The following is a 19659-nucleotide window of genomic DNA, read 5'->3' on the forward strand; positions in this document are numbered from 1 at the left end:
CCGGGGTGCGGGGAACGGGCGGTGCGTCAGGAGGCGTCGCAGGTGAGGGTGCCGTCGGCGGCCCCCTCGATCAGCGCCTCATGGGCGGCCCTGATGCGTTCCACATCGGGCTTGAGGACCTTGCGGTCGTAGGTGAGCAGTCCGTTCAGCTCGCCCTCCACATCCGTGATCTGGGTGTAGACGGCGCCGCTGCTGCCGTTGCAGGCGGCGAACCGCTCGACTTCGGCCAGCTTGATCAGGTACTCCTCGGTGTACGCCTCGCGGTCCACGCCCACGTAGGTGTGCCGCACCGGCCAGGCGTTGCCGGGGATGGCCAGTCCGAGGCCGCCGTACTCGCCGCTGACGAGCGCGCGGGTGCCGTCGGGTTTGGGCAGTTGCGCGCTCGGATAGCCGTGCGCGTCGGAGATGTCGCCGTTGCCGCCGTCGACCGCGCCGCAGCAGTTGTGGCCGCTCATGTTGTTGACCAGCCGCGTCGGGTCCAGCTCCTTGGCGTAGTCGGCGATACGGGCCTGGTCGTACTGGCCCCAGCCCTCGTTGAACGTCACCCACATGACCACCGACGGGTGGCTGTCGTGCTGCTCGATCATCTCCTTCAGTTCGTGCTCGAACTGGGTGCGGGAGCTCTGCGAGGGCGTCTTGGTGTTCATCGACGGCATGTCCTGCCACACCAGCAGGCCCAGCTTGTCGGCGTGGTAGAACCACCGGTCGGGCTCGACCTTGATGTGCTTGCGCACGGAGTTGAAGCCCATCTCCTTGTGCATTTCGAGGTCGTACTTCAGCGCCTTGTCGGTGGGCGCGGTGTGGATGCCCTCGGGCCAGAAGCCCTGGTCGAGGGTGGCCATGGCGAACACCGGCTCGCCGTTGAGCGTCATCCGCTGCTGCCCGTCGATCGTCTCGACGCCCACGGTGCGCATGCCGAAGTAGCCGCGCACCTGATCCGCGGCGGTACCGCGGCCGACCGTCACCTTCAGGTCGTACAGGTGCGGGTCGTCGGGGGACCACAGCTCCGGGTCGGGCACGGGCACGGTCAGCGGCTCGCCGGTTGTCCCGGTGGCCGTGCCGACCTCGCGGCGGCCGTCGTACGCGGTGGCGGTGACCGGCACGCCGTCGCGGACGCCGCGCACCTGGACGGCGGCCTGCTCGCCGGCCACATCGGGAGTGATCTTCAGGTCCTCGGCGCGGTCGGTGGGCACCGGCTCCATCCACACGGACTGCCAGATGCCGGAGGAGGAGGTGTACCAGATGCCGCTGGGCGACAGCCGCTGCTTGCCCATCGGCGGGTTCTCGCCGTCGGCGGAGTCGGTCGGGTCGTAGACCCCGACGATCAGCTCCTGCTTGCCGCTGCCGCGCAGGGCCTGGGTGACGTCGGCGCTGAACCGGTCGTAGCCGCCCTTGTGGGACGCGACCTGCTTGCCGTTGAGCCAGACGTCGGCCTTCCAGTCGACCGCGTCGAAGTTGAGCTGGAGCCGCTCGCCGCGCTGGCCGACGCGCCAGTCAAGCGGCACGGTGAAGGTGCGCTTGTACCACATGCGCTCCTCGTGCCGCTGGACGCCGGACAGCTCGGACTCGACCGGGTAGGGCACGACGATCTTCTCGTCCAGCGTGCGGCCGAACGGCGGGCTCTCGCCCTCCGTGGCGCCGGCGAACTGCCAGGTGCCGTTGAGGCTCTGCCAGTCCTCGCGGGTGAGCTGCGGGCGCGGGTACTCCGGGAGCGGGGCGTCCTCGTCGACGTCGTCGGCCCACTTCGTCCGCAACTGGTACTCGGAGTCGTTCGCCCCCGAGGTCCAGAACTCGCCGATGTCGGAGCCGTCGGCGCCGGTCAGGCCGCCCTCGCCGTCGTAGCGCACGTCGGCGGAGCCGCCCTGGCCGACGACCGGCTCGTCGAGCGGGACGATCAGCCGCGAGGGGTCGTCGGGGTCCAGCTCGGCCGCGGCGCGCGGCCAGTCGGCGCCGCCGATGACGGTCTCCAGATGCTCGTCGAACGTCGCCGGGGGAGCGGTGAGCGGCTGGGCGAAGTCCATGGTCAGCGTGCGGCCGTCGGGCTGCACGGCGACGTCGGTGGGACCGGTGTAGTCGAAGTCCTCCGGGAGCGAGAACGCGGACTGCGGCACGGCCTCCTTCTGGGCACCGGGCTTGGTCCAGCGCAGGTGGAAGTTCGAGCCGCCGTGGTGCTCGAAGTACTCCACCTTGATGTCGTAGGTGCGGCCCGCCTCCAGGGTCACGGGCTGCGAGGTCTGTTCCTTGTCCCAGTCGTCGATCCAGTGGTCGATGACGATCTCGCCGTCCACCCACAGCCGGAAGCCGTTGTCCGCGCTGACGTGGAAGGTGTGCGCGCCGGAGACCTCGGGGGTGATCCCGCCGGTCCAGCGGACGCTGACGTTGTCGGCCTGGCCGGCGCGGGCCGCGAGGCGCGGCTCAAGATTGTCGAAGTCGAGCGACGGGTCGAAGGCGGTGGCCTTCAACTGGTCGAAGTCGAACGTGCCGGGGGCGCTGTGGGTGTAGTACTCGCCCTTGAGGCCGTGGACCTCCGCGGCTGCGCGGGAGTCGGCGGCCTCGGCGGTGGCCGGGCGGTCGGCGCTGGTGGCCGAGAAGCCGGGACCGGCGGGGACCAGGGTCAGGGCGAGGGCCGCGAGGATGGGCGTCGGCCAGCGGAGTAGTCGCCGCCGTACGCGTCTGAGCGAGGGGTGCACGGGTACCTCCGGAAGTCGGAGAATGCGGGTGCTAGGGCTGCCCTTTGCCCCCGGGCGTCTTGTATAACGTTGGAAACAAGGGCAGTTGGCATGACAGCACGCCTCCTGCGTTGTGTCCAGTGCATGACCAAACGGCGTAGGAGGAACGCGTTGAGAGTCAGCCTGAAGGATGTGGCCGAGCGGGCGGGCGTGTCGGTGAAGACCGTCTCGAACGTGGTCAACAACTATCCGCACGTCACGCCGGCGATGCGGGCGCGGGTGCAGCAGGCGATCGACGAGCTGGGTTACCGCCCCAACCTCACCGCCCGCCACCTGCGCAAAGGCCGTACGGGCATCATCGCGCTCGCCGTGCCCGAGCTGGGCAACCCCTACTTCGCCGAGCTGGCCGGACACGTCATCGACGAGGCCGCCCGGCACGACTTCACCGTCCTGCTCGACCACACCCAGGGCCGGCGCGAGCTGGAGCTGCTCGTCACCCAGGGCTTCCGCGCCCGGGTGATGGACGGGCTGATCCTCAGCCCGCTGGAGCTGGACACCGAGGATCTGCGCGGCCGGGCCGAGGAGAGCCCGCTGGTGCTTCTCGGCGAGCGGCGCTACGACCTGCCGTACGACCACATCGCGATCGACAACATCGCCGCCGCCCGGCAGGCGGTCGGCCATCTGCTGGACCTCGGCCGGCGCCGCATCGCGTTCCTCGGCGCCCGCGAGGACCGCGCCCACCAACCCGCCCACCTGCGACTTCTCGGCTGGAGGGCGGAGCTGGCGGACCGCGGCGTGCCGGTCGACGAGGCGCTGGTGGCGTACACCGAGGGCTGGGAGCGGGCGGACGGCGCGGTCACCATGGCGGCCCTGCTGGACTCCGGGCAGCGGCCGGACGCGGTCTTCGCATACAACGACCTGATCGCCATCGGTGCGATGCGGGTGATGTCCGAGCGCGGGCTGCGGGTGCCGGAGGACGTGGCGGTGGTCGGCTTCGACGACATCACCGAGAGCCGCTACGGGGCCGTCACGCTGACCACGATCGCGCCCGACAAGCGGGCCATCGCCAGGCTCGCGGTGGAGTCCCTCGTCAAGCGTCTCGACGCCGCCCACGGCGACGGCAGCGTGCCCGAGTCGCAGGAGATGTATCCCGCGTTCTCGCTGGTGGAGCGGGAGAGCACGCGCGGCCGCGCGAGCGGCTGACCTCCGTGGAGCGCCCCGCCCGGGCCGGCCCACGGGCGGGTGCCGCGGCCTGCGCCCGGCCGTGCTGACGGATCGTCAAGTCCCGTACGGGGCAGGGGTCTTGGCGATCTTCGCCGGACAAATCCATGCTGCGGGAGGTGTTTACAGCGCCCTTCCAACGATGTAAAACATCCCCTGAATTCTTCCGGTCCCGCGCAGCGGCCCGGCCCTCGTACTCCACCGCCCGAATTGGGGTATCACCATGAAGCCGCACGCCCGTACCGCCGCCAGAACACTCCTCGCCGTCGCGCTCAGCGCGAGCCTCGCGCTCGCGGCCGGCTGCGCCAAGTCCGAGGACGACGACGAGGGGAGCACCGGCGCCGCCGCCGGCTCCGAGGAGGCCAAGGGCAGCGAGCAGAAGGTCTCCGGGGGCTCGGGCCCGACCTGTGTGATCGGCGACTACGGCGCCGAGGAGACCGACCTCGCCGGCGCCACCGTCGGCTTCTCGCAGTCCGAGAAGGAAGCCAACCCGTTCCGAATCGCCGAGACCGCCTCGATCAAGGCCGAGGCCGACAAGCGCGGCATCGAACTGCTCACCGCCAACGCCCAGTCGCAGTTCTCCAAGCAGATCAGCGACGTCCAGGACCTCATCGCCAAGGGCGCCGACCTGCTGGTCATCGCCCCGCTGAACTCCGACGGCTGGGACCCGGTGCTGAAGTCCGCGGCGGACAAGAAGATCCCCATCGTCACCATCGACCGGAAGATCAACGCCGAGCCCTGCAAGGACTACGTGAGCTTCATCGGCTCCGACTTCACCGAGCAGGGCAAGCGGGCTGCGGACAAGATGATCGAGGCCACCGGCGGCAAGGGCGAGATCGCCATCCTGCTCGGCACCCCCGGCAACAACGTCACCACCGAGCGCACCAAGGGCTTCAAGGACCGGATCGCCGAAAAGGCCCCGGACCTGGAGGTCGTCTTCGAGCAGACCGGCGAGTTCGCCCGCGAGAAGGGCCAGCAGGTCACCGAGCAGCTCATCCAGTCCAACCCGGAGATCACCGGGATCTACGCCGAGAACGACGAGATGGGCCTCGGCGCCGTCAACGCGCTCAAGGGCGCGGGCAAGGAGCCCGGTGCGGTCAAGATCGTCACCATCGACGGCACCCGCAACGCCGTCCAGGGCATCGTCGACGGCTGGATCGACTCCGTCATCGAGTCCAACCCGCGCTTCGGCCCGCTGGCCTTCGAGACCCTCGACGCCTTCACCAAGGGCGAGGAGGTCGGCCAGGACATCGTGATCGAGGACAGCGAGTACACCGCCGACAACGCCGAGGCCGACCTCGGCAAGGCGTTCTGACGCCGATGGCCGCAGCGAACGAGCCGCCCGAGCGGCACGAGCCGGGCGGGCCCACCGGGCCCGCCCGGTCCGCCGGGCCGCCCCCGGCGGAGGTCCAGGAGGTCCCGGGCGCCGAGGGCGACCGTGCCCCCCGGGACGGCGCGGCGGAGCGCCCCGCCGTCCTGGCCGTACGCGACCTGACCAAGCGCTTCCCCGGCGTCCTCGCCCTCGACGGCGTCGACTTCACCGCCCGCGCCGGCGAGGTGCACGCCCTCGTCGGCGAGAACGGCGCCGGGAAGTCCACCCTCATCAAGGTCCTCACCGGCGTCTACCAGCCGGACGAGGGCGAGTTGGCCTACCGCGGCGAGCGGGCGGCCTTCGCCACCCCGCTCGCCGCCCAGCAGGCCGGCATCTCGACCATCTACCAAGAGGTCAACCTCATCCCGCTGATGAGCGTGGCCCGCAACCTCCTCCTCGGCCGCGAGCCCCGCCGCCGCGGCGGCCTCATCGACTTCGGCCGCATGCACCGCGAGTCCGAGCGCATGCTCCTCGACTACGGCGTCCGCGTCGACGTCCGCCGCCCGCTGGCCGAACTCGGCGTCGGCGCCCAGCAGATGGTCGCCCTCGCCCGCGCCGTCTCCGCGGCAGGACGCACCGACGTCGTCGTCATGGACGAGCCCACCTCCTCCCTCGAACCCCGCGAGGTCGAGACCCTCTTCGGCGTCATCGGCCGGCTGCGCGCCGACGGCGTCGCCGTCGTCTACGTCAGCCACCGCCTCGACGAGCTGTACACCGTCTGCGACGCCGTCACCGTGCTCCGCGACGGCCGCGTCGTGCACACCGGACCGCTCGCCGGGCTCGACCGGCTCCGGCTGGTCTCCCTCATGCTCGGCCGGGAGATGGGCGAGGTGCGCGCCGAGGGCCTGACCAAGTTCTCAGGTGGCCATGACGGCGGGGCAGTCGCCGAGCCGGTGCTGCGTGCCGAGGGCCTGACCCGCAGGCACGAGCTGCACGACGTCTCGCTCACCGTCCGCCCGGGCGAGGTCGTCGGCCTCGGCGGGCTCCTGGGCTCGGGACGTACCGAGACCGCCAAGGCCATCGCCGGCGCCCTCCCGCTCGGCGCCGGCCGCGTCACCGTCGCGGGCACGCCCGTACGCACCGGCTCCACACCCGCCGCGATCCGCGCCGGCATCAGCCTGCTGCCTGAGGACCGCAAGTCCGAGGGCATCGTGCCGGGGCTCTCGGTCCGCGAGAACATCGCGCTGGCCGCGCTGCCGCGCATGTCGCGCTACGGGCTGGTCTCCGAGGCCCGGATCGACGCCGTCGTCGAGACGTTCGTCAGCAGGCTGCGCATCAAGGCGGCGAGCCCGCACCAGAAGGTCGGCGAGCTGTCCGGCGGCAACCAGCAGAAGGTGCTGCTGGCCCGCTGGCTCGCCATGCAGCCCAAGGTGCTGCTGCTGGACGAGCCGACGCGCGGCATCGACGTCGGCGCCAAGGCCGAGGTGCAGAAGCTCGTCGACGAACTCGCCGAGGACGGCCTCGGCGTGCTGCTGATCTCCTCCGACGTGGAGGAGCTGATCGAGGGGTCCGACCGCGTGGTGGTGCTCAGGGACGGCGCCGTCGTCGGCGAGCTGACCGGCGACGACGTCACCGAGGACAGACTCATGGAGGCCATCGCGGCCGCCGCGGAGCCGGGCGGAGACCCGGACCCGGCGCCCCGCGGGGCCGGTGCGGAGGCGGCCGGCCATGGCTGACCTCACGCTGCGCCGCGCGCTGCCCGCCGACCGCGAGCGGGTGCTGCGCTGGCTCCAGGAGTACGGCGTCTACGCGGGCGTCGCCCTCCTGCTGCTCGTCAACATCGCCTTCACCCCCCACTTCCTGTCCGCCGAGAACTTCCGCACCCAGGCCGTCCAGGTCGCCCCCGTCGTCATCGTCGCGCTCGGCATGGCGCTGGCCATCGGCAGCGAGGGCGTCGACCTGTCCGTCGGCTCCGTCATGGCCCTGTCCACCTCGCTGGTCGCGCTCTACATGGGGTACGGGCCGTGGATCGCGCTGATCGTCGCCATCGTCGGCGGTGCCGCGGTCGGCCTGGCCAACGGCTCGCTGATCGCGTTCATCGGGGTCCAGCCCATCGTCGCCACGCTCGCGCTGATGGTCGGCGCCCGGGGCCTCGCGCTGGTGCTGCTGCCGCAGTTGGAGGACATCCGCGACCCGGGCATGGCGACCCTCGGCTCCGGCGAGTTCGCCGGCGTGCCGTACGTGGTGCTGATCGCCGTGGCGCTCGCGCTCGTCGTCGCCTTCGTCGTCCGCCGTACCACCTTCGGCCGCCAGTTGCTCGCCATCGGCGACAGCCGCCCCGCTGCCAAGCTCGCCGGGCTGCCGGTGCGCCGGGTGCTGATCGTGGTGTACGTCGTCTGCGGCGTGCTCGCCGCGGTCGCCGGCTTCCTGGCCACCGCCCGGCTGTCCGCGAGCGACCCCACGTCGCTCGGCAGCCTGATGGAGCTGTCGGCCATCACCGCCGTCGTCGTCGGCGGCACCCCGCTGACCGGCGGCCGGGTCCGCATCGGCGGCACGGTGGCGGGCGCGGTGCTCATCCAGTTGCTGACGGCCACCCTGATCAAGCACGACCTGGAGCCGTCGTGGACGCAGATCGCCCAGGCCGTGGTGATCATCCTCGCCGTCTACGCCGCCAGGGAGAGGGGAAAGCGGTGATGCCTGTGCGGGGTGGGACCCCGGTCCACAGCCGGACGGGTGCGGCCGTCGCACGGGGTGGACGGACTGCGGTCGGCCACTGCGGCGAGCAGTCAGCCGCCAGGGAGAGGGGAAAGCGGTGACCGTCGTGAAAGACGAACCCGTCGCCGTGGCGTACGGCCCGGAAGAGCCCGCGGGCTCCGGGCGCGGCGAGCGGCTGAGCGCGCTCGCGCAGCAGCACGGCGCGCTGGTCGCGCTCATCGCCATCGCCGCCGTCGCCTCGCTGTCCTTCGACTCCTTCGCCACCACCGGCAACATCGAGAACATGGCGGTCTCCTCCGCCTTCCTCGCCATCGTCGCCCTCGGCATGACCTTCGTCATCATCACCGGCGGCATCGACCTGTCCGTCGGCTCGGTCTTCGTGCTGGGCGGCGTGCTCGCCGCCTGGGGCTCACGCCACGGCACCCTGGTCGCGCTTCTGCTGCCACTCGCCGTCTGCGGACTCTTCGGCCTGGTCAACGGGTTGCTCATCGCCCGGCTCCGGCTCGCGCCCTTCATCGTCACGCTGGCCGCCATGCTCGGCGCCCGCGGCGTGATGCTGTCGATCACCGACGAGGGCGCCGACACCTACCTCGTCGCCGAGGGCTCGTTCTTCGCCGACCTCGGCCAGGGCAAGCTGCTCGGTATCGGCGTGCCGGTGTGGATCACCGCCGCGCTCTTCGTCGCCGGCGGCGTCCTGCTCCGCCGCACCCGCTTCGGCCAGCACGTCTACGCCGTCGGCGGCAACGAGGACGCCGCCGCGCTGATGGGCGCGCCCGTGGCCCGTACCAAGACGCTGGTCTACACCCTCAACGGGCTGCTCGCCGGCTTCGCCGGCGCGCTCAACGCCGCCTGGCTCGACTCCGGCGTGACCATCCTCGGCTACGGCATGGAGCTGGAGGCGATCGCCGCGGTCGTCATCGGCGGCACGCTGCTCTCCGGCGGCATGGGCTTCGTCGGCGGCTCGCTCGTCGGCGTGCTGCTGCTGAAGGTGATCCAGAACGTCATCAACCAGATCGGCTCGCTCGACTCCGCCTACCAGCAGGTCGTCAGCGGCGGCTTCCTGGTGGTCGTCGTCATCGCGCAGACCTGGCTCGCCCGGCGCCGCCGGGCCCCCTGACCGGCCGCGGGGCAACCGGGCGGGTTGGCCCGGCGGCCGTACGGCGGCCGGCCGCGGCCCCGAGCCGTGGCCGGCCGTCGACATCGGTCTGGACCAGTGCCGCCGCGCAGTTGGGCGGCAGCCGGGCTGACGTGCAACTTTCGTGCCCCTGGGAGGGATTGACGGGTACGTGACCGAGTCGGTACCCCTGATACGCACCGCACGCGCACGTCCTCGTCCCGACCCCCTGAGGAGTCCCGTTGCCTCCCACCCCAGCCACCCGCCTGCGTGTGAACCTGCGAAGAGGACCCTGGGCGACGGCCGCCGTCGCCGCCGGCCTGCTGCTGCCGCTGACCTCGGCGTCCCTCCCGGCCGCCGCCGGCGGCGAGGATGCGGCGGCGCCCGCGACCCGGCAGGCGGCGTACGCCGCGGCGGCCGGCGAGTACGGTGTGCCGGAGAGCGTGCTGCTCGGCGTGTCGTACCTGGAGTCCCGCTGGGACACCCACGCCGGCGAGCCGAGCACCGACGCCGGCTTCGGCCCGATGCACCTGACCGACGGGCCCACCGTGCTCGCCGAGGACCACCACGGCGGCACCGCGGAGGACCCCCGCGGCGACACCGAACGGCCCGTCGGCGACGAGACGTTCGGCCCCGCGCTCACCACGCTGTACGCGGCCGCCGAGCTGACCGGCACCGACGCGGCGACACTGCGCGCGAAGCCGGCGGAGAACATCGCCGGCGGCGCCGCGCTGCTGGCCGCGTACCAGGAGGACCTGGGCGCTCCGGCCTCGGCCGACCCGGCCGACTGGTACGGCGCGGTGGCGAAGTACGCGGGCGCCGCGTACGAGCAGGACGCGGCGACGTTCGCCGACGAGGTGTACGCGACCATCCGCGACGGCGCCGCCCGCACCACCGACGACGGCCACGCCGTCCGGCTCGCGGGCGACCCGTCCGTGGCGCCGCAGCAGCGGTGGCTCGGCGAACTCGGCCTGCCGCGGCTGGCGGACGAGGAAGTGGAGTGCCCCGACCGGCTCGGCTGCGAGTGGATCCCGGCGACGTACCGCCAGACCAACCCGGACAACATCCAGGCGTACGTCAACCACGACAAGGCGAACCGGCCGCGCGACCAGAAGATCGAGTACATCGTCATCCACGACACCGAGGGCCGCTATCCCGGTGTCATCAACCTGGTCCAGGACCCCAAGCGCGCGGCGAGCTGGCAGTACACGCTGCGCAGCTCCGACGGCCACGTCGCCCAGCACGTCAAGCACAAGGACGTCGCCTGGCAGGCGGGCAACTGGAACATCAACGCCAAGTCCATCGGCCTGGAGCACGAGGGCTTCGCCAAGGACCAGGGCACCTGGTACACCGAGGCGATGATGCGCAGCTCGGCGACGCTGGTGCGCTACCTGGCGGCCAAGTACGACATCCCGCTGGACCGCACGCACATCATCGGCCACGACAACGTGCCCGGCACCACCACGCCGAACATCGCCGGCATGCACTGGGACCCGGGCCCGTACTGGGACTGGGAGCGGTACTTCGAGCTGCTGCAGGCCCCGCTGCGCAGCCCGGGCGGGTTCTCGAAGTCGATGGTGATGATCAAGCCGGACTTCGCGGAGAACAAGCCGCAGTTCACCGGCTGCAGCTACGAGGAGGGCTCCGACCCGAAGGAGCCGTGCCCGCTCGCGCCCTCGTCGTCGGTGATCCTGCACTCGCAGCCCGACGCGGACTCCCCGCTGCTGGCGGACACCGGTCTCCACCCCGACGGCCGGGCGTCCGACATGCACGTCTCGGACATCGGCAGCCGGGCCTCGGCCGGGCAGATGTACGCGGTGGCCGGGCGCCAGGGCGACTGGGTGGCGATCTGGTACCACGGCCTGAAGGGCTGGTTCCACAATCCGGCGGGCGCGCGGGTCGCGGACTACACCGCGGGGAAGATCGTCACGCCCAAGCCGGGCAAGGAGTCGGTGCCGGTCTACGGCCGGGCGTACCCGGAACAGGCGGCGTACCCGCCGGAGATCCCGTACCAGCCGATCTCGGCGCACCCGTACGAGTTCAAGGCCGGCCAGGCGTACTCCTACGGCGGCACGGTCCCCGGCGAGTACTACCGCGCCGTGTCCTTCGACGGCTCCGCGCCCGGCGACCGCACGGTGGTGCGCGGCAAGACGAAGTACCACATCATCCAGATCGGGCACCGCATCGGCTTCGTCAATGCCGATGACGTGACCGTGCGCCGGGTCCTCTGACCCGTCGCGCACCGCGGCGCCGCCGGTCCCATGCCCGGCGGCGCCGCTCGCGTGCGCGCCCCGGTATCCCGTGCGCCCTGCGCGCCCCGTGCGTCAGTCGCAGCCCATCCGGTCGCCGAGGGCGACCCGGCCCGTCCAGTCGAAGCCGCCGCGCGGGCCGCGCTCGTCGCCGGGTGCCAGCCTGCGGTCCGCGGCCAGCCGCCGGAACATGGTGCGGGCCCGCGCCTCGTTCCACTGCACCGCCGAGCCCCACTCGCCCGCCGGGTGGCTGATGCTCGCCAGCGGTACGGTCGCGAACTCCACGTTCCGCAGCCGCAGATGCCGCGCCCGCCAGCCCAGCGCCAGCATGTCGGCCACGCTGGTGCGGGGGCCGGGGCGCAGCCCGCGGGCGACCTCGCCGACGAGCGCGTCCAGCTCCGGCGGATCCGGCAGGGTGCCCGCGGCCAGATGCCGCCCGGCGATGCCGGCGACCAGCCGCTGCTGGCGGCGCACCCGGTCGATGTCGCCGTGCCCGCGGTGCCGGGTGCGGACGTACTGCAACGACCCGACGCCGTCGAGGTGGTGCTTCCCGGGCTTGAGGTCGATGCCCGAGTTCTCGTCGTGCATCGGCTCCTTCGTGCACACCGGTGCGCCGCCGAGTGCGTCGACCGCCTGTACGAAACCCTTGAAGCGCGCCTGCAGATAGTGGTCGATGTCCAGCCCGGTGGCGCGCTCCACGGTGCGCGTCAGCAGTTCCGGACCGCCGTGCTGCAAGGCGGCGTTGATCTTGCCGGAGTGGGCGGTGGGTCCCGCGCCGTCGGCGTGCGGCGCGAACGGCACGTACGAGTCGCGGGGGAGGCTGACGACGCTTGCGCGCCGGCCGTCGGCGGACAGGTGCACGACCATGACGACGTCGGCGCATCGGCAGGCCGCGCCGCCCGCGTGCCACCGGCTCTTCTCCTCCTTGGTCAGCCCGGCGCGCGAGTCGCTGCCGACGACCAGGACGTTGGTGCCCGTGCCGCCCGGCGCGGGCGCGGCGGCGAGCGCCCAGCCGTAGCCGGAGCCGGCGAGCACGGCCAGGCAGGCGCCGCCGGCGAGGGTGCGGGACAGCGGGGGGAGCGCCATGGGGGTCCTTCCCGGTCGGGAACGGGACACCGGATGCTACGGGGAGGAATGCCCCGGAATATCCCTCAAGGCCGTCGTGTCCCGCCCCGGGCCACCCGGTCGACGCAAGGGACCGGGGCCGCTCCGCCCGGCGCTCGGCGGCTGACCTCGGCGGATCGTGCGCAAGTCGGGTGCCCGCGGAGTGGACTCCTCATTGCGCCATACGCCGATCATGGGTTCTAATTGCGAACTGTTCGCAATAACGGTCGGCCTTCAACAGGGGAGTGGGCATGTCAGTCCGCGGCATACGCGCAGCGGTCTCGGTCACGGCGACGGCGGCGGTGCTCGCGGGGGCCGCCGCCTGCTCGAACCCGGACGCCGACGACGACTCCGGCGGCTCCGGCGGGAACGGCACCACCGCCGTCATCGGCGTTGCCAACGAGCCCGACACCCTCAGCCCGCTCCTCGGCTACGGCAAGGACGGCAACTCCAAGCTCTTCGACGGCCTCCTCGCCCGCGACGGCGACATGGAGCTGAAGCCCGCCCTCGCCCGCGCGCTGCCCGAGATCACCGACGGCGGCACCACGTACACGTACGAGCTGCGCGACGACGTGACGTTCAGCGACGGCGAGCCCTTCACCGCCGCCGACGTCGTCTTCACCTACGAGACCATCCTCGACCCCGGCACCAACAACGCCTCCAAGGGCGACCTGGAAGCCGTCGAGAGCGTCGAGGCCAAGGGGGACGACACCGTCGTCTTCACCCTGGAGTACCCCTACGCGCCCTTCGCCGAGCGCACGGTGCTGCCCATCGCGCCCGAGCACGTCGCCGGCAAGGGCGACGTCAACACCGGCGCGTTCAACACCGAGCCCATCGGCACCGGACCGTACGTGCTGGACAACTGGCGCAAGGGCGAGAAGCTCACCTTCTCCGCCAACCCCGGCTACTGGGGCGGCAAGCCGAAGGTGAGGAAGCTGACCATGGCGATCATCGCCGACGACGACATCCGCGCCACCCGGCTGCGCTCCGGCGACCTCGACGGCGCCATCCTGCCGCCGAACCTCGCCAAGACCTTCGCCGAGGACGACGACAAGCAGACGCTGGCCGCCACCACCGCCGACCACCGCGCCGTCACGCTGCCCACGGACAACCCCGTCACCGGCGACGTCGCCATCCGCCGCGCGCTCGACGTGGCCGTCGACCGCGGCGCGATGGTCGACAAGCTGCTGGAGGGCCGGGGCAAGGCCGCGTACGGGCCGGTGCCCACCGACAGCGAGTGGTTCGCCAAGGGCACCGAGCGCCCGTACGACACCGAGCTGGCCGGGAAGATCCTCGACGACGCCGGCTGGCGCGCGGAGGACGGCGGCATCCGCGAGAAGGACGGGCAGCGCGCCTCGTTCACCCTCTACTACCCCTCCGGCGACAAGCTCCGCCAGGAGCACGCCCTCGCCTTCGCCGGCGACGCCAAGAAGGTCGGCATCGAGGCCAGGGTGGAGAGCGGCACGTGGGAGGTCATCGAGCCGCGGATGGGCGAGGACGCCGTGCTCGCCGGCGGCGGCAGCCCCGCCGACCCCGACTTCGACCTCTACCCGATGCTCTACTCCGAGCTGGCCGGCCAGGGCTTCAACAACATGGCCTCGTACGAGAACCCGGACGTCGACACCGCCCTCGTCGAGGGCCGGGAGAGCGGCGACAAGGCGGAGCGCAAGCGGGCGTACGACAAGGTGCAGCAGGAACTCACCGAGAACCCGGGCTACGTCTTCCTCACCCACATCGACCACATCTACGTCGTCGCCGACACCTGGCGCGGCCTGACCACCCAGGTCGAGCCGCACGAGCACGGCTTCGGCAGCGGGCCCTGGTGGAACGTCGAGAGCTGGCAGCCCGCGTCGTGACCGGGCTGCCGCTGGCCCCGATGGCGCGGATGGCCGGGCGGCGGCTGCTGTACGCCGTCCCCGTCCTGCTGGCCGTCACCTTCGGGGTGTTCGCCATCGCCGCCGCCTCGCCGTTCGACCCGGTGAAGGCGTACGCGGGCACCGCCGGGTTCAGCGCCTCCGGGGAGGCGCTGGACCAGCTCCGCGACAGCCTCGGCGCCGACGACCCGTTCGTCACCCGCTGGTGGGACTGGCTCTCCGCCGTCGTCACCGGCGACCTCGGCCAGTCGACCAGCATGCGCCAGCCGGTCGCCGACGTCATCGGCGAGCGCATCGGCTGGACGGTGCTGCTGTGCGCGGTCGCGTTCGCCGTCGCCATCGTCGTCGGCACGCTGCTCGGCGCGCTCGCCGCGCGCCGCCGCGGCGGGCTGCTCGACCGGGCCGTCACCTCCGTCGCGTACGCCATGGAGGCGGCACCGCCGTTCTGGCTCGGGCTGCTCGCCGTCTGGCTCTTCGCGCTCCAGCTCGACGCGCTGCCGGCCGGCGGACTCACCGACACCGGCACGGACGCCGTCACCTTCGGGCAGGTCGCCGAGCACGTGCTGCTGCCCGCGTCGGTGCTCGCCGTCTCGCAGATGCCGTGGTTCGTCCTCTACGTCCGCCAGGGCGTCGGCGACGCGCTGGACGAGGACCCGGTGCGCGGCGCCCGCTCCCGCGGCCTCGCCGAGCGCACGGTGCTGCTGGGGCATGCGCTGCGCTCCGGGCTGCTGCCCGTGCTCACCCTGATCGGCACCCGGGTGCCGGAGCTGATCACCGGCGCGCTGCTCATCGAGACCGTCTTCAGTTGGCCGGGCATCGCCGCGGCCACCGTCGAGGCCGCCACCTCCGTCGACTTCCCGCTGCTCGCCGCGCTGACCGTGCTGGCGACGGCGGCGGTGCTGCTCGGCAACCTGCTGTCCGACCTGTTGTACGGGCTCGCCGACCCGAGAGTGGGCTTCGATGGCTGAGGCAGTACGGAAGCCGGGCGCGCCCGCCGCGCCGCCGGGCGCGACCCGCTGGCGCACCCGCGGCACCGGCCGCAAGTCGGTGCGTACGCTGCGCGTCCGCACCTCCGCCGCGGTCGTCGCGCTCGCCGTCCTCGCGGTGCTCGTCGTACCGCCGCTGGTCCAACTCGACCAGCAGGCCGTCGACATCGGCAACAAGCTCGCCGCACCGTCCCTCTCCCACCCCTTCGGCACCGACGACGTCGGCCGCGACGTGCTGCTGCGCTGCGTCTACGGACTGCGCGTCTCGCTGCTCGTCGGGGTGGTCGCCGCGCTCGTCGCCACCGTCGTCGGCACCGCCGTCGGGGCGCTGGCCGGCGCGCTCGGCGGGCACGTCGACCGGGCCGTGATGCGGCTCGTGGACGTCTTCGCCTCCGTACCGCACCTGCTGCTCGGCATCTTCATCGTCGCCCTCTTCCAGCCCGGGGTGTGGCCGGTCGTCGCCTCCGTGGGACTGACGCACTGGGTGTCGACCTGCCGCATCGTGCGCGCCGAGGTGCTGTCGCTGCGCGGCCGGCCGTTCGTGGACGCGGCCGTCTCCGGCGGCGCCTCGCGCACCCGGGTCGCGATCCGCCACCTCGTGCCCGGGGTGCTGCCGCAGGCGGGGCTCGCGGCGGTGCTGATGGTGCCGCACGCCATCTGGCACGAGTCGGCGCTGTCGTTCCTCGGCCTCGGGCTGCCGCCGCACCAGGCCAGCCTGGGCGCGATGGTCCAGGGCGCGCGCGGATCGCTGCTGGCGGGGGACTGGTGGCCGACGCTCTTCCCCGGCCTGTTCATCATCATCCCGACCCTCGCCGTCGCCGGCCTGGCCGGCGCGTGGCGGGAGCGGCTGAACCCGCGCCGCCGATCGGAGCTGACGCTGTGACGGACCGTACGGACCCACACGACGAGAAGGACCGCGCCGCCGCGCCGCTGCTGGCCCTCGACCGGATGTCGGTCCGCTTCCGGATGCCCCGCGGCCGGTACGTCGCGGCCGTCACCGACGTCTCCCTCGCCCTCGCCCCCGGCGAGTGCGTCGCGCTCGTCGGCGAGAGCGGCTGCGGCAAGTCCGTACTCGCCTCGGCGCTCCTCGGGCTGCTGCCCGAGAACGCCGAGACCGCGGGCACCGCGCACCTCGGCGAACTGGAGCTGCTGGGCGCGGAGGAGGCGGAGCTGGCCCGCCGGGTACGGGGCCGCCGCGTCGGCCTCATCCCGCAGTCCCCGGCGGCGCACCTCACGCCCGTACGGACCGTGCGCTCCCAGCTCCAGGAGGTCGTCCGGGAACTGACGGACACCCGCAAGGCCGGGCTGCGCGCGGCCGCCGAAGAGGCCGCGGAGCGCGCCGCGTTCCCCGCCGACCACCTCGACCGCTACCCGCACGAACTGTCCGGCGGCCTCGCCCAGCGTGCCGCCACCGCCCTCGCCCTCGTCGGCGGCCCGCCGCTGCTGCTCGCCGACGAGCCGACCACCGGGCTCGACCGCGACCTCGTCGAGCGCACCGTCGACGAGCTGCGCCGCCAGGTCGACGACGGGCACGGGCTGCTGATGATCACCCACGACCTGGCCGCCGCGGAGCGGATCGCGGACCGGGTCGCGGTGATGTACGCCGGCCGGATCGTCGAACTCGCCGGCGCCGCCGCCTTCTTCGGCGCCCCCGGGCCCCGGCACCCGTACGCCCGCGGCCTCCTCGACGCCCTCCCGGAGCGCGCCTTCACGCCGATCCCCGGGCTGCCGCCGGAGCTGGGCGCGCTGCCGCCGGGCTGCGCGTTCGCGCCGCGGTGCGCGTACGCCACGGCCGCCTGCGCGGCGGTGCCCGCCCTGACGGCGGGGGCGGCCTGCCACCACCCGCTGTCCGCGGCGACCGTACCGCCGGAGAAGCCCGGCAAGCCCGGCAAGCCCGCGAGCGCCGGGGCGCAGCAGGTACCGGCGCCGCGAACAGACGAGCCGGGATCACCGCAGCCGGAGGCCGTCGATGCCCGCTGAAGCCCCGCCCCCGCTGCAACTCCGCGCCGTCACCGCCGGATACGACCGCCGCGCCCCCGTCGTCCGCGACGTCTCCTTCACCCTCGCCCCCGGCGAGGCCGCCGGACTCCTCGGCCCCAGCGGCTGCGGCAAGTCCACCCTCGCCCGCGTCGCCGCGCTGCTCCACCGCCCGGACGCCGGCGAGGTGCTGCTCGACGGCGTGCCTGTACGGGGCTGGCGCCACCGCGCCCCCCGCGCGCAGCGCACCGCCTTCGGCGTCGTCTTCCAGCAGCCCCGCCTGGCCGCCGACCCGCGGCTGACGCTGGCCGCCCTGATCGGTGAGCCGCTGCGCGCCACCGGCCGCCGCGCGGAGGCTCCGTCCCGTACCGGCGAGCTGGCGGCACTCGTCGGCCTCACCCCCGACCTGCTGGCCCGCCGGCCGCACGAGGTGAGCGACGGCCAGCTCCAACGCGCCTGCCTCGCCCGCGCGCTGGCGCTGCGCCCCCTGATCCTGGTCTGCGACGAGATGACGGCGATGCTCGACGCCTCCACCACCGCGGCGCTGGTCGCGGCGGTCGAGGACTACCGCCGCGCCTCGGGCGCCGCGCTGCTGGCCGTGGGGCACGACCGGACGCTGCTGGAGCGCTGGTGCGACCGCACGGTCGCCTGGGAGGAACTGGCCCCGGGGGCGAAGCCCGCGCCGAGTGGCTGATTGCTTTCGTACGGATGGACGGTGCGTGAACGCACCGTCACGGACAGCCCAACGCGTCCGCCAGGCCGGTGAAGTCCCGCGCCATGACATCGGCAGGCACGTCCGCGTCCGCCCCGCCCGCCGGGCCCTTCTCCAGCGGGCGGGAGACGAACGCCGTCCTCAGCCCCGCGCCGCGCGCGCCCGCCAGGTCCCAGCCGTGGCACGCCACCATCAGCAACTCGCCCGGCGCCACGTCCAGCAGCCGCGCGGCCGTCAGATACGGCGCCGGGTCCGGCTTGTACCGCTGCGCCAGCTCGGCGGAGAGGATGCAGTCGAACGGCAGCCCGGCCGCCTTCACCAGGTGGGTCAGCAGCGCGAAGCCGCCGTTGGACAGCGCCGCCACCACGTACCGGCCGCGCAGCCGCGCCAGCCCCGCGGCCGCGTCTTCCCACGCGGGCAGCCGGTGCCAGGCGCGTACCAGCCCGGCGCGGTCGGCGTCGTCGAAGGCGGCGCCGATGCCGTGGCGTTCGAGCAGCTCGTCCAGTGACTCGCGGTGCAGCACGTCGAGATACGCCCACGCCCGCTCGCCGCCGTTGACCCGGCCCATCGACGGCAGGTACATCTCCCGCCACTCGTCGGCGAAGCCGGCGCCGTCCAGCTCCACGCCGCGCCGCCGCGCCAGGTGCGTCACCTGCTCCGCGACGCCCGTGCGCCAGTCGACGGTGGTGCCGAAGACGTCGAACGCAACGGCCCGTACCGCCCCCGGATCGAACTCCGCTTCCGTCACGCGCTTCCCGCCTTCCGTCCGACACCGCCGAACTGGTCCACCGGCTCCGGCTCCCCGCCGCCGTCCGGCCGCCACCGCGGGCACGACACGACACCGGGCGGCAGCAGCTCCAGGCCGGTGAAGAAACCTTCTATCTCCTCCGGCGTCCGCAGCACATACGGCACCGCGCCGCTCCTGTTGTACGCGTCCTGCGCCCGCCTGGCCTCCCGGTGCACCACGCCCGTACCGTCGCTGAGCAGCAGATGGCTGCCCGCGGGCAGCGCGCCGACCAGCCGCGCCACGATCCCGCGCGCCTCGTCGTAGTCCGCGACGTGCCCCAGGATCCCGCTGAGGATCAGCCCCACCGGCTCGTCGAAGTCCAGCGTCTTCGCCGCGCCGGCCAGCACCGCGTCCGGGTCGTGCACGTCGGCGTTCACGTAGTCGCACACCCCGGTCGGCCGGGAGACCAGCAGGGCGCGCGCGTGCGCGAGGACCATCGGGTCGTTGTCGACGTAGACGACCCGCGCCGACGGGTGCACCGCCTGCGCCACCTCGTGCGTGTTCTGGGCCGTCGGCAGCCCGGTGCCGATGTCGAGGAACTGGCGTGTTCCGGCCTCGGCCGCCAGATAGCGCAGGGTGCGGGCGAGGAAGGCCCGGGCGGCGCGGGCGACGTCGACGATGGCGGGCGAGGCCCGCACGTACGCCTCACCCGCGAGCCGGTCGACGCGGTAGTTGTCGCTGCCGCCGAGCCAGAAGTTCCAGATACGCGCCGACTGCGGCACGGCGGTGTCTATCACCGGCGCGCCTCCGCCGCCATCTGCGTCCCCCATCAGATCTCTCCCACCACCAGTCGCGCTGAAGCCACACAAAGTAGTCCAACGGCCCGTGCACCGTAAGCGATCCGGCCACCCGGGCGCACGTCAGTGCGGTCGCCGCGGGCGCGGCCACCGTGGGATCATCCGGGTCCATGAGGCTGGCCGGCGTCGGGCGGCGCTACGG

At 73.0% G+C, this 19659-nt stretch carries 15 protein-coding genes; 11 read left to right on the forward strand and 4 right to left on the reverse strand.

The genetic code is table 11. The annotated features are described in order from the left end of the window. Positions 1 to 26: 26 nt before the first annotated feature. Positions 27 to 2636: a PA14 domain-containing protein gene (locus tag CXR04_RS31770; RefSeq protein WP_442802479.1), complete on the reverse strand. Its 2610-nt coding sequence runs from the start codon at positions 2634 to 2636 to the stop codon at positions 27 to 29. A 204-nt stretch (positions 2637 to 2840) separates the two neighbouring features. On the opposite strand from CXR04_RS31770, the gene CXR04_RS31775 reads away from it, so the two are divergent. From CXR04_RS31775 to CXR04_RS31800, 6 genes are all read left to right on the forward strand, one after another. Beyond that, the gene (locus CXR04_RS31775; RefSeq protein ID WP_101425655.1) at positions 2841 to 3872 is read left to right on the forward strand and encodes a LacI family DNA-binding transcriptional regulator; all 1032 of its coding nucleotides are present in this window, start codon (positions 2841 to 2843) and stop codon (positions 3870 to 3872) included. Positions 3873 to 4113: 241 nt separating this feature from the next. Then, entirely contained in the window at positions 4114 to 5205 is a 1092-nt protein-coding gene (locus CXR04_RS31780) for an ABC transporter substrate-binding protein (RefSeq protein ID WP_101425656.1), read from the forward strand. A gap of 5 nt (positions 5206 to 5210) precedes the next feature. Then, positions 5211 to 6938, forward strand: coding sequence for a sugar ABC transporter ATP-binding protein (locus CXR04_RS31785; RefSeq protein WP_101425657.1), 1728 nt, complete (start codon positions 5211 to 5213; stop codon positions 6936 to 6938). Further along, positions 6931 to 7896, forward strand: coding sequence for an ABC transporter permease (locus tag CXR04_RS31790; RefSeq protein WP_101425658.1), 966 nt, complete (start codon positions 6931 to 6933; stop codon positions 7894 to 7896). Before CXR04_RS31785 ends, CXR04_RS31790 begins: the two co-directional genes overlap by 8 nt. Positions 7897 to 8014: 118 nt before the next feature. Further along, on the forward strand, positions 8015 to 9034 hold the full coding sequence (locus CXR04_RS31795) for an ABC transporter permease (protein WP_101425659.1): 1020 nt from the start codon (positions 8015 to 8017) through the stop codon (positions 9032 to 9034). Between the two features lie 239 nt (positions 9035 to 9273). After that, entirely contained in the window at positions 9274 to 11262 is a 1989-nt protein-coding gene (locus CXR04_RS31800; RefSeq protein WP_101425660.1) for an N-acetylmuramoyl-L-alanine amidase, read from the forward strand. Between the two features lie 93 nt (positions 11263 to 11355). On the opposite strand, the gene CXR04_RS31805 is transcribed toward CXR04_RS31800, so the two are convergent. Beyond that, positions 11356 to 12366, reverse strand: coding sequence for an LCP family protein (locus tag CXR04_RS31805; RefSeq protein WP_101425661.1), 1011 nt, complete (start codon positions 12364 to 12366; stop codon positions 11356 to 11358). A gap of 269 nt (positions 12367 to 12635) precedes the next feature. Between CXR04_RS31805 and CXR04_RS31810 the strand changes: the two genes are divergently transcribed. From CXR04_RS31810 to CXR04_RS31830, 5 genes are all read left to right on the forward strand, one after another. Next, a complete protein-coding gene (locus CXR04_RS31810; protein WP_101425662.1) occupies positions 12636 to 14240 on the forward strand; it encodes an ABC transporter substrate-binding protein in 1605 nt (534 codons plus the stop codon). Positions 14241 to 14260: 20 nt separating this feature from the next. Beyond that, the gene (locus tag CXR04_RS31815; protein ID WP_101426705.1) at positions 14261 to 15226 is read left to right on the forward strand and encodes an ABC transporter permease; all 966 of its coding nucleotides are present in this window, start codon (positions 14261 to 14263) and stop codon (positions 15224 to 15226) included. Continuing rightward, a complete protein-coding gene (locus tag CXR04_RS31820) occupies positions 15219 to 16127 on the forward strand; it encodes an ABC transporter permease (RefSeq protein ID WP_101425663.1) in 909 nt (302 codons plus the stop codon). The genes CXR04_RS31815 and CXR04_RS31820 overlap by 8 nt, the downstream gene beginning before the upstream one ends. A 65-nt stretch (positions 16128 to 16192) precedes the next feature. Next, entirely contained in the window at positions 16193 to 17224 is a 1032-nt protein-coding gene (locus CXR04_RS31825; RefSeq protein ID WP_101426704.1) for an oligopeptide/dipeptide ABC transporter ATP-binding protein, read from the forward strand. Then, positions 17214 to 17915 carry an ABC transporter ATP-binding protein gene (locus CXR04_RS31830; RefSeq protein ID WP_101425664.1) on the forward strand — a complete coding sequence of 234 codons (702 nt, stop codon included), beginning with the start codon at positions 17214 to 17216 and terminating at the stop codon, positions 17913 to 17915. Before CXR04_RS31825 ends, CXR04_RS31830 begins: the two co-directional genes overlap by 11 nt. A gap of 37 nt (positions 17916 to 17952) precedes the next feature. On the opposite strand, the gene CXR04_RS31835 is transcribed toward CXR04_RS31830, so the two are convergent. Both CXR04_RS31835 and CXR04_RS31840 read right to left on the reverse strand, forming a co-directional pair. Further along, positions 17953 to 18681 carry a haloacid dehalogenase type II gene (locus tag CXR04_RS31835; protein WP_101425665.1) on the reverse strand — a complete coding sequence of 243 codons (729 nt, stop codon included), beginning with the start codon at positions 18679 to 18681 and terminating at the stop codon, positions 17953 to 17955. Continuing rightward, the gene (locus tag CXR04_RS31840; RefSeq protein WP_199850572.1) at positions 18678 to 19490 is read right to left on the reverse strand and encodes an SAM-dependent methyltransferase; all 813 of its coding nucleotides are present in this window, start codon (positions 19488 to 19490) and stop codon (positions 18678 to 18680) included. Before CXR04_RS31840 ends, CXR04_RS31835 begins: the two co-directional genes overlap by 4 nt. Positions 19491 to 19659 lie beyond the last annotated feature (169 nt).

This window comes from Streptomyces sp. CMB-StM0423 (genome assembly GCF_002847285.1).
Taxonomy (GTDB): Bacteria; Actinomycetota; Actinomycetes; order Streptomycetales; family Streptomycetaceae; genus Streptomyces.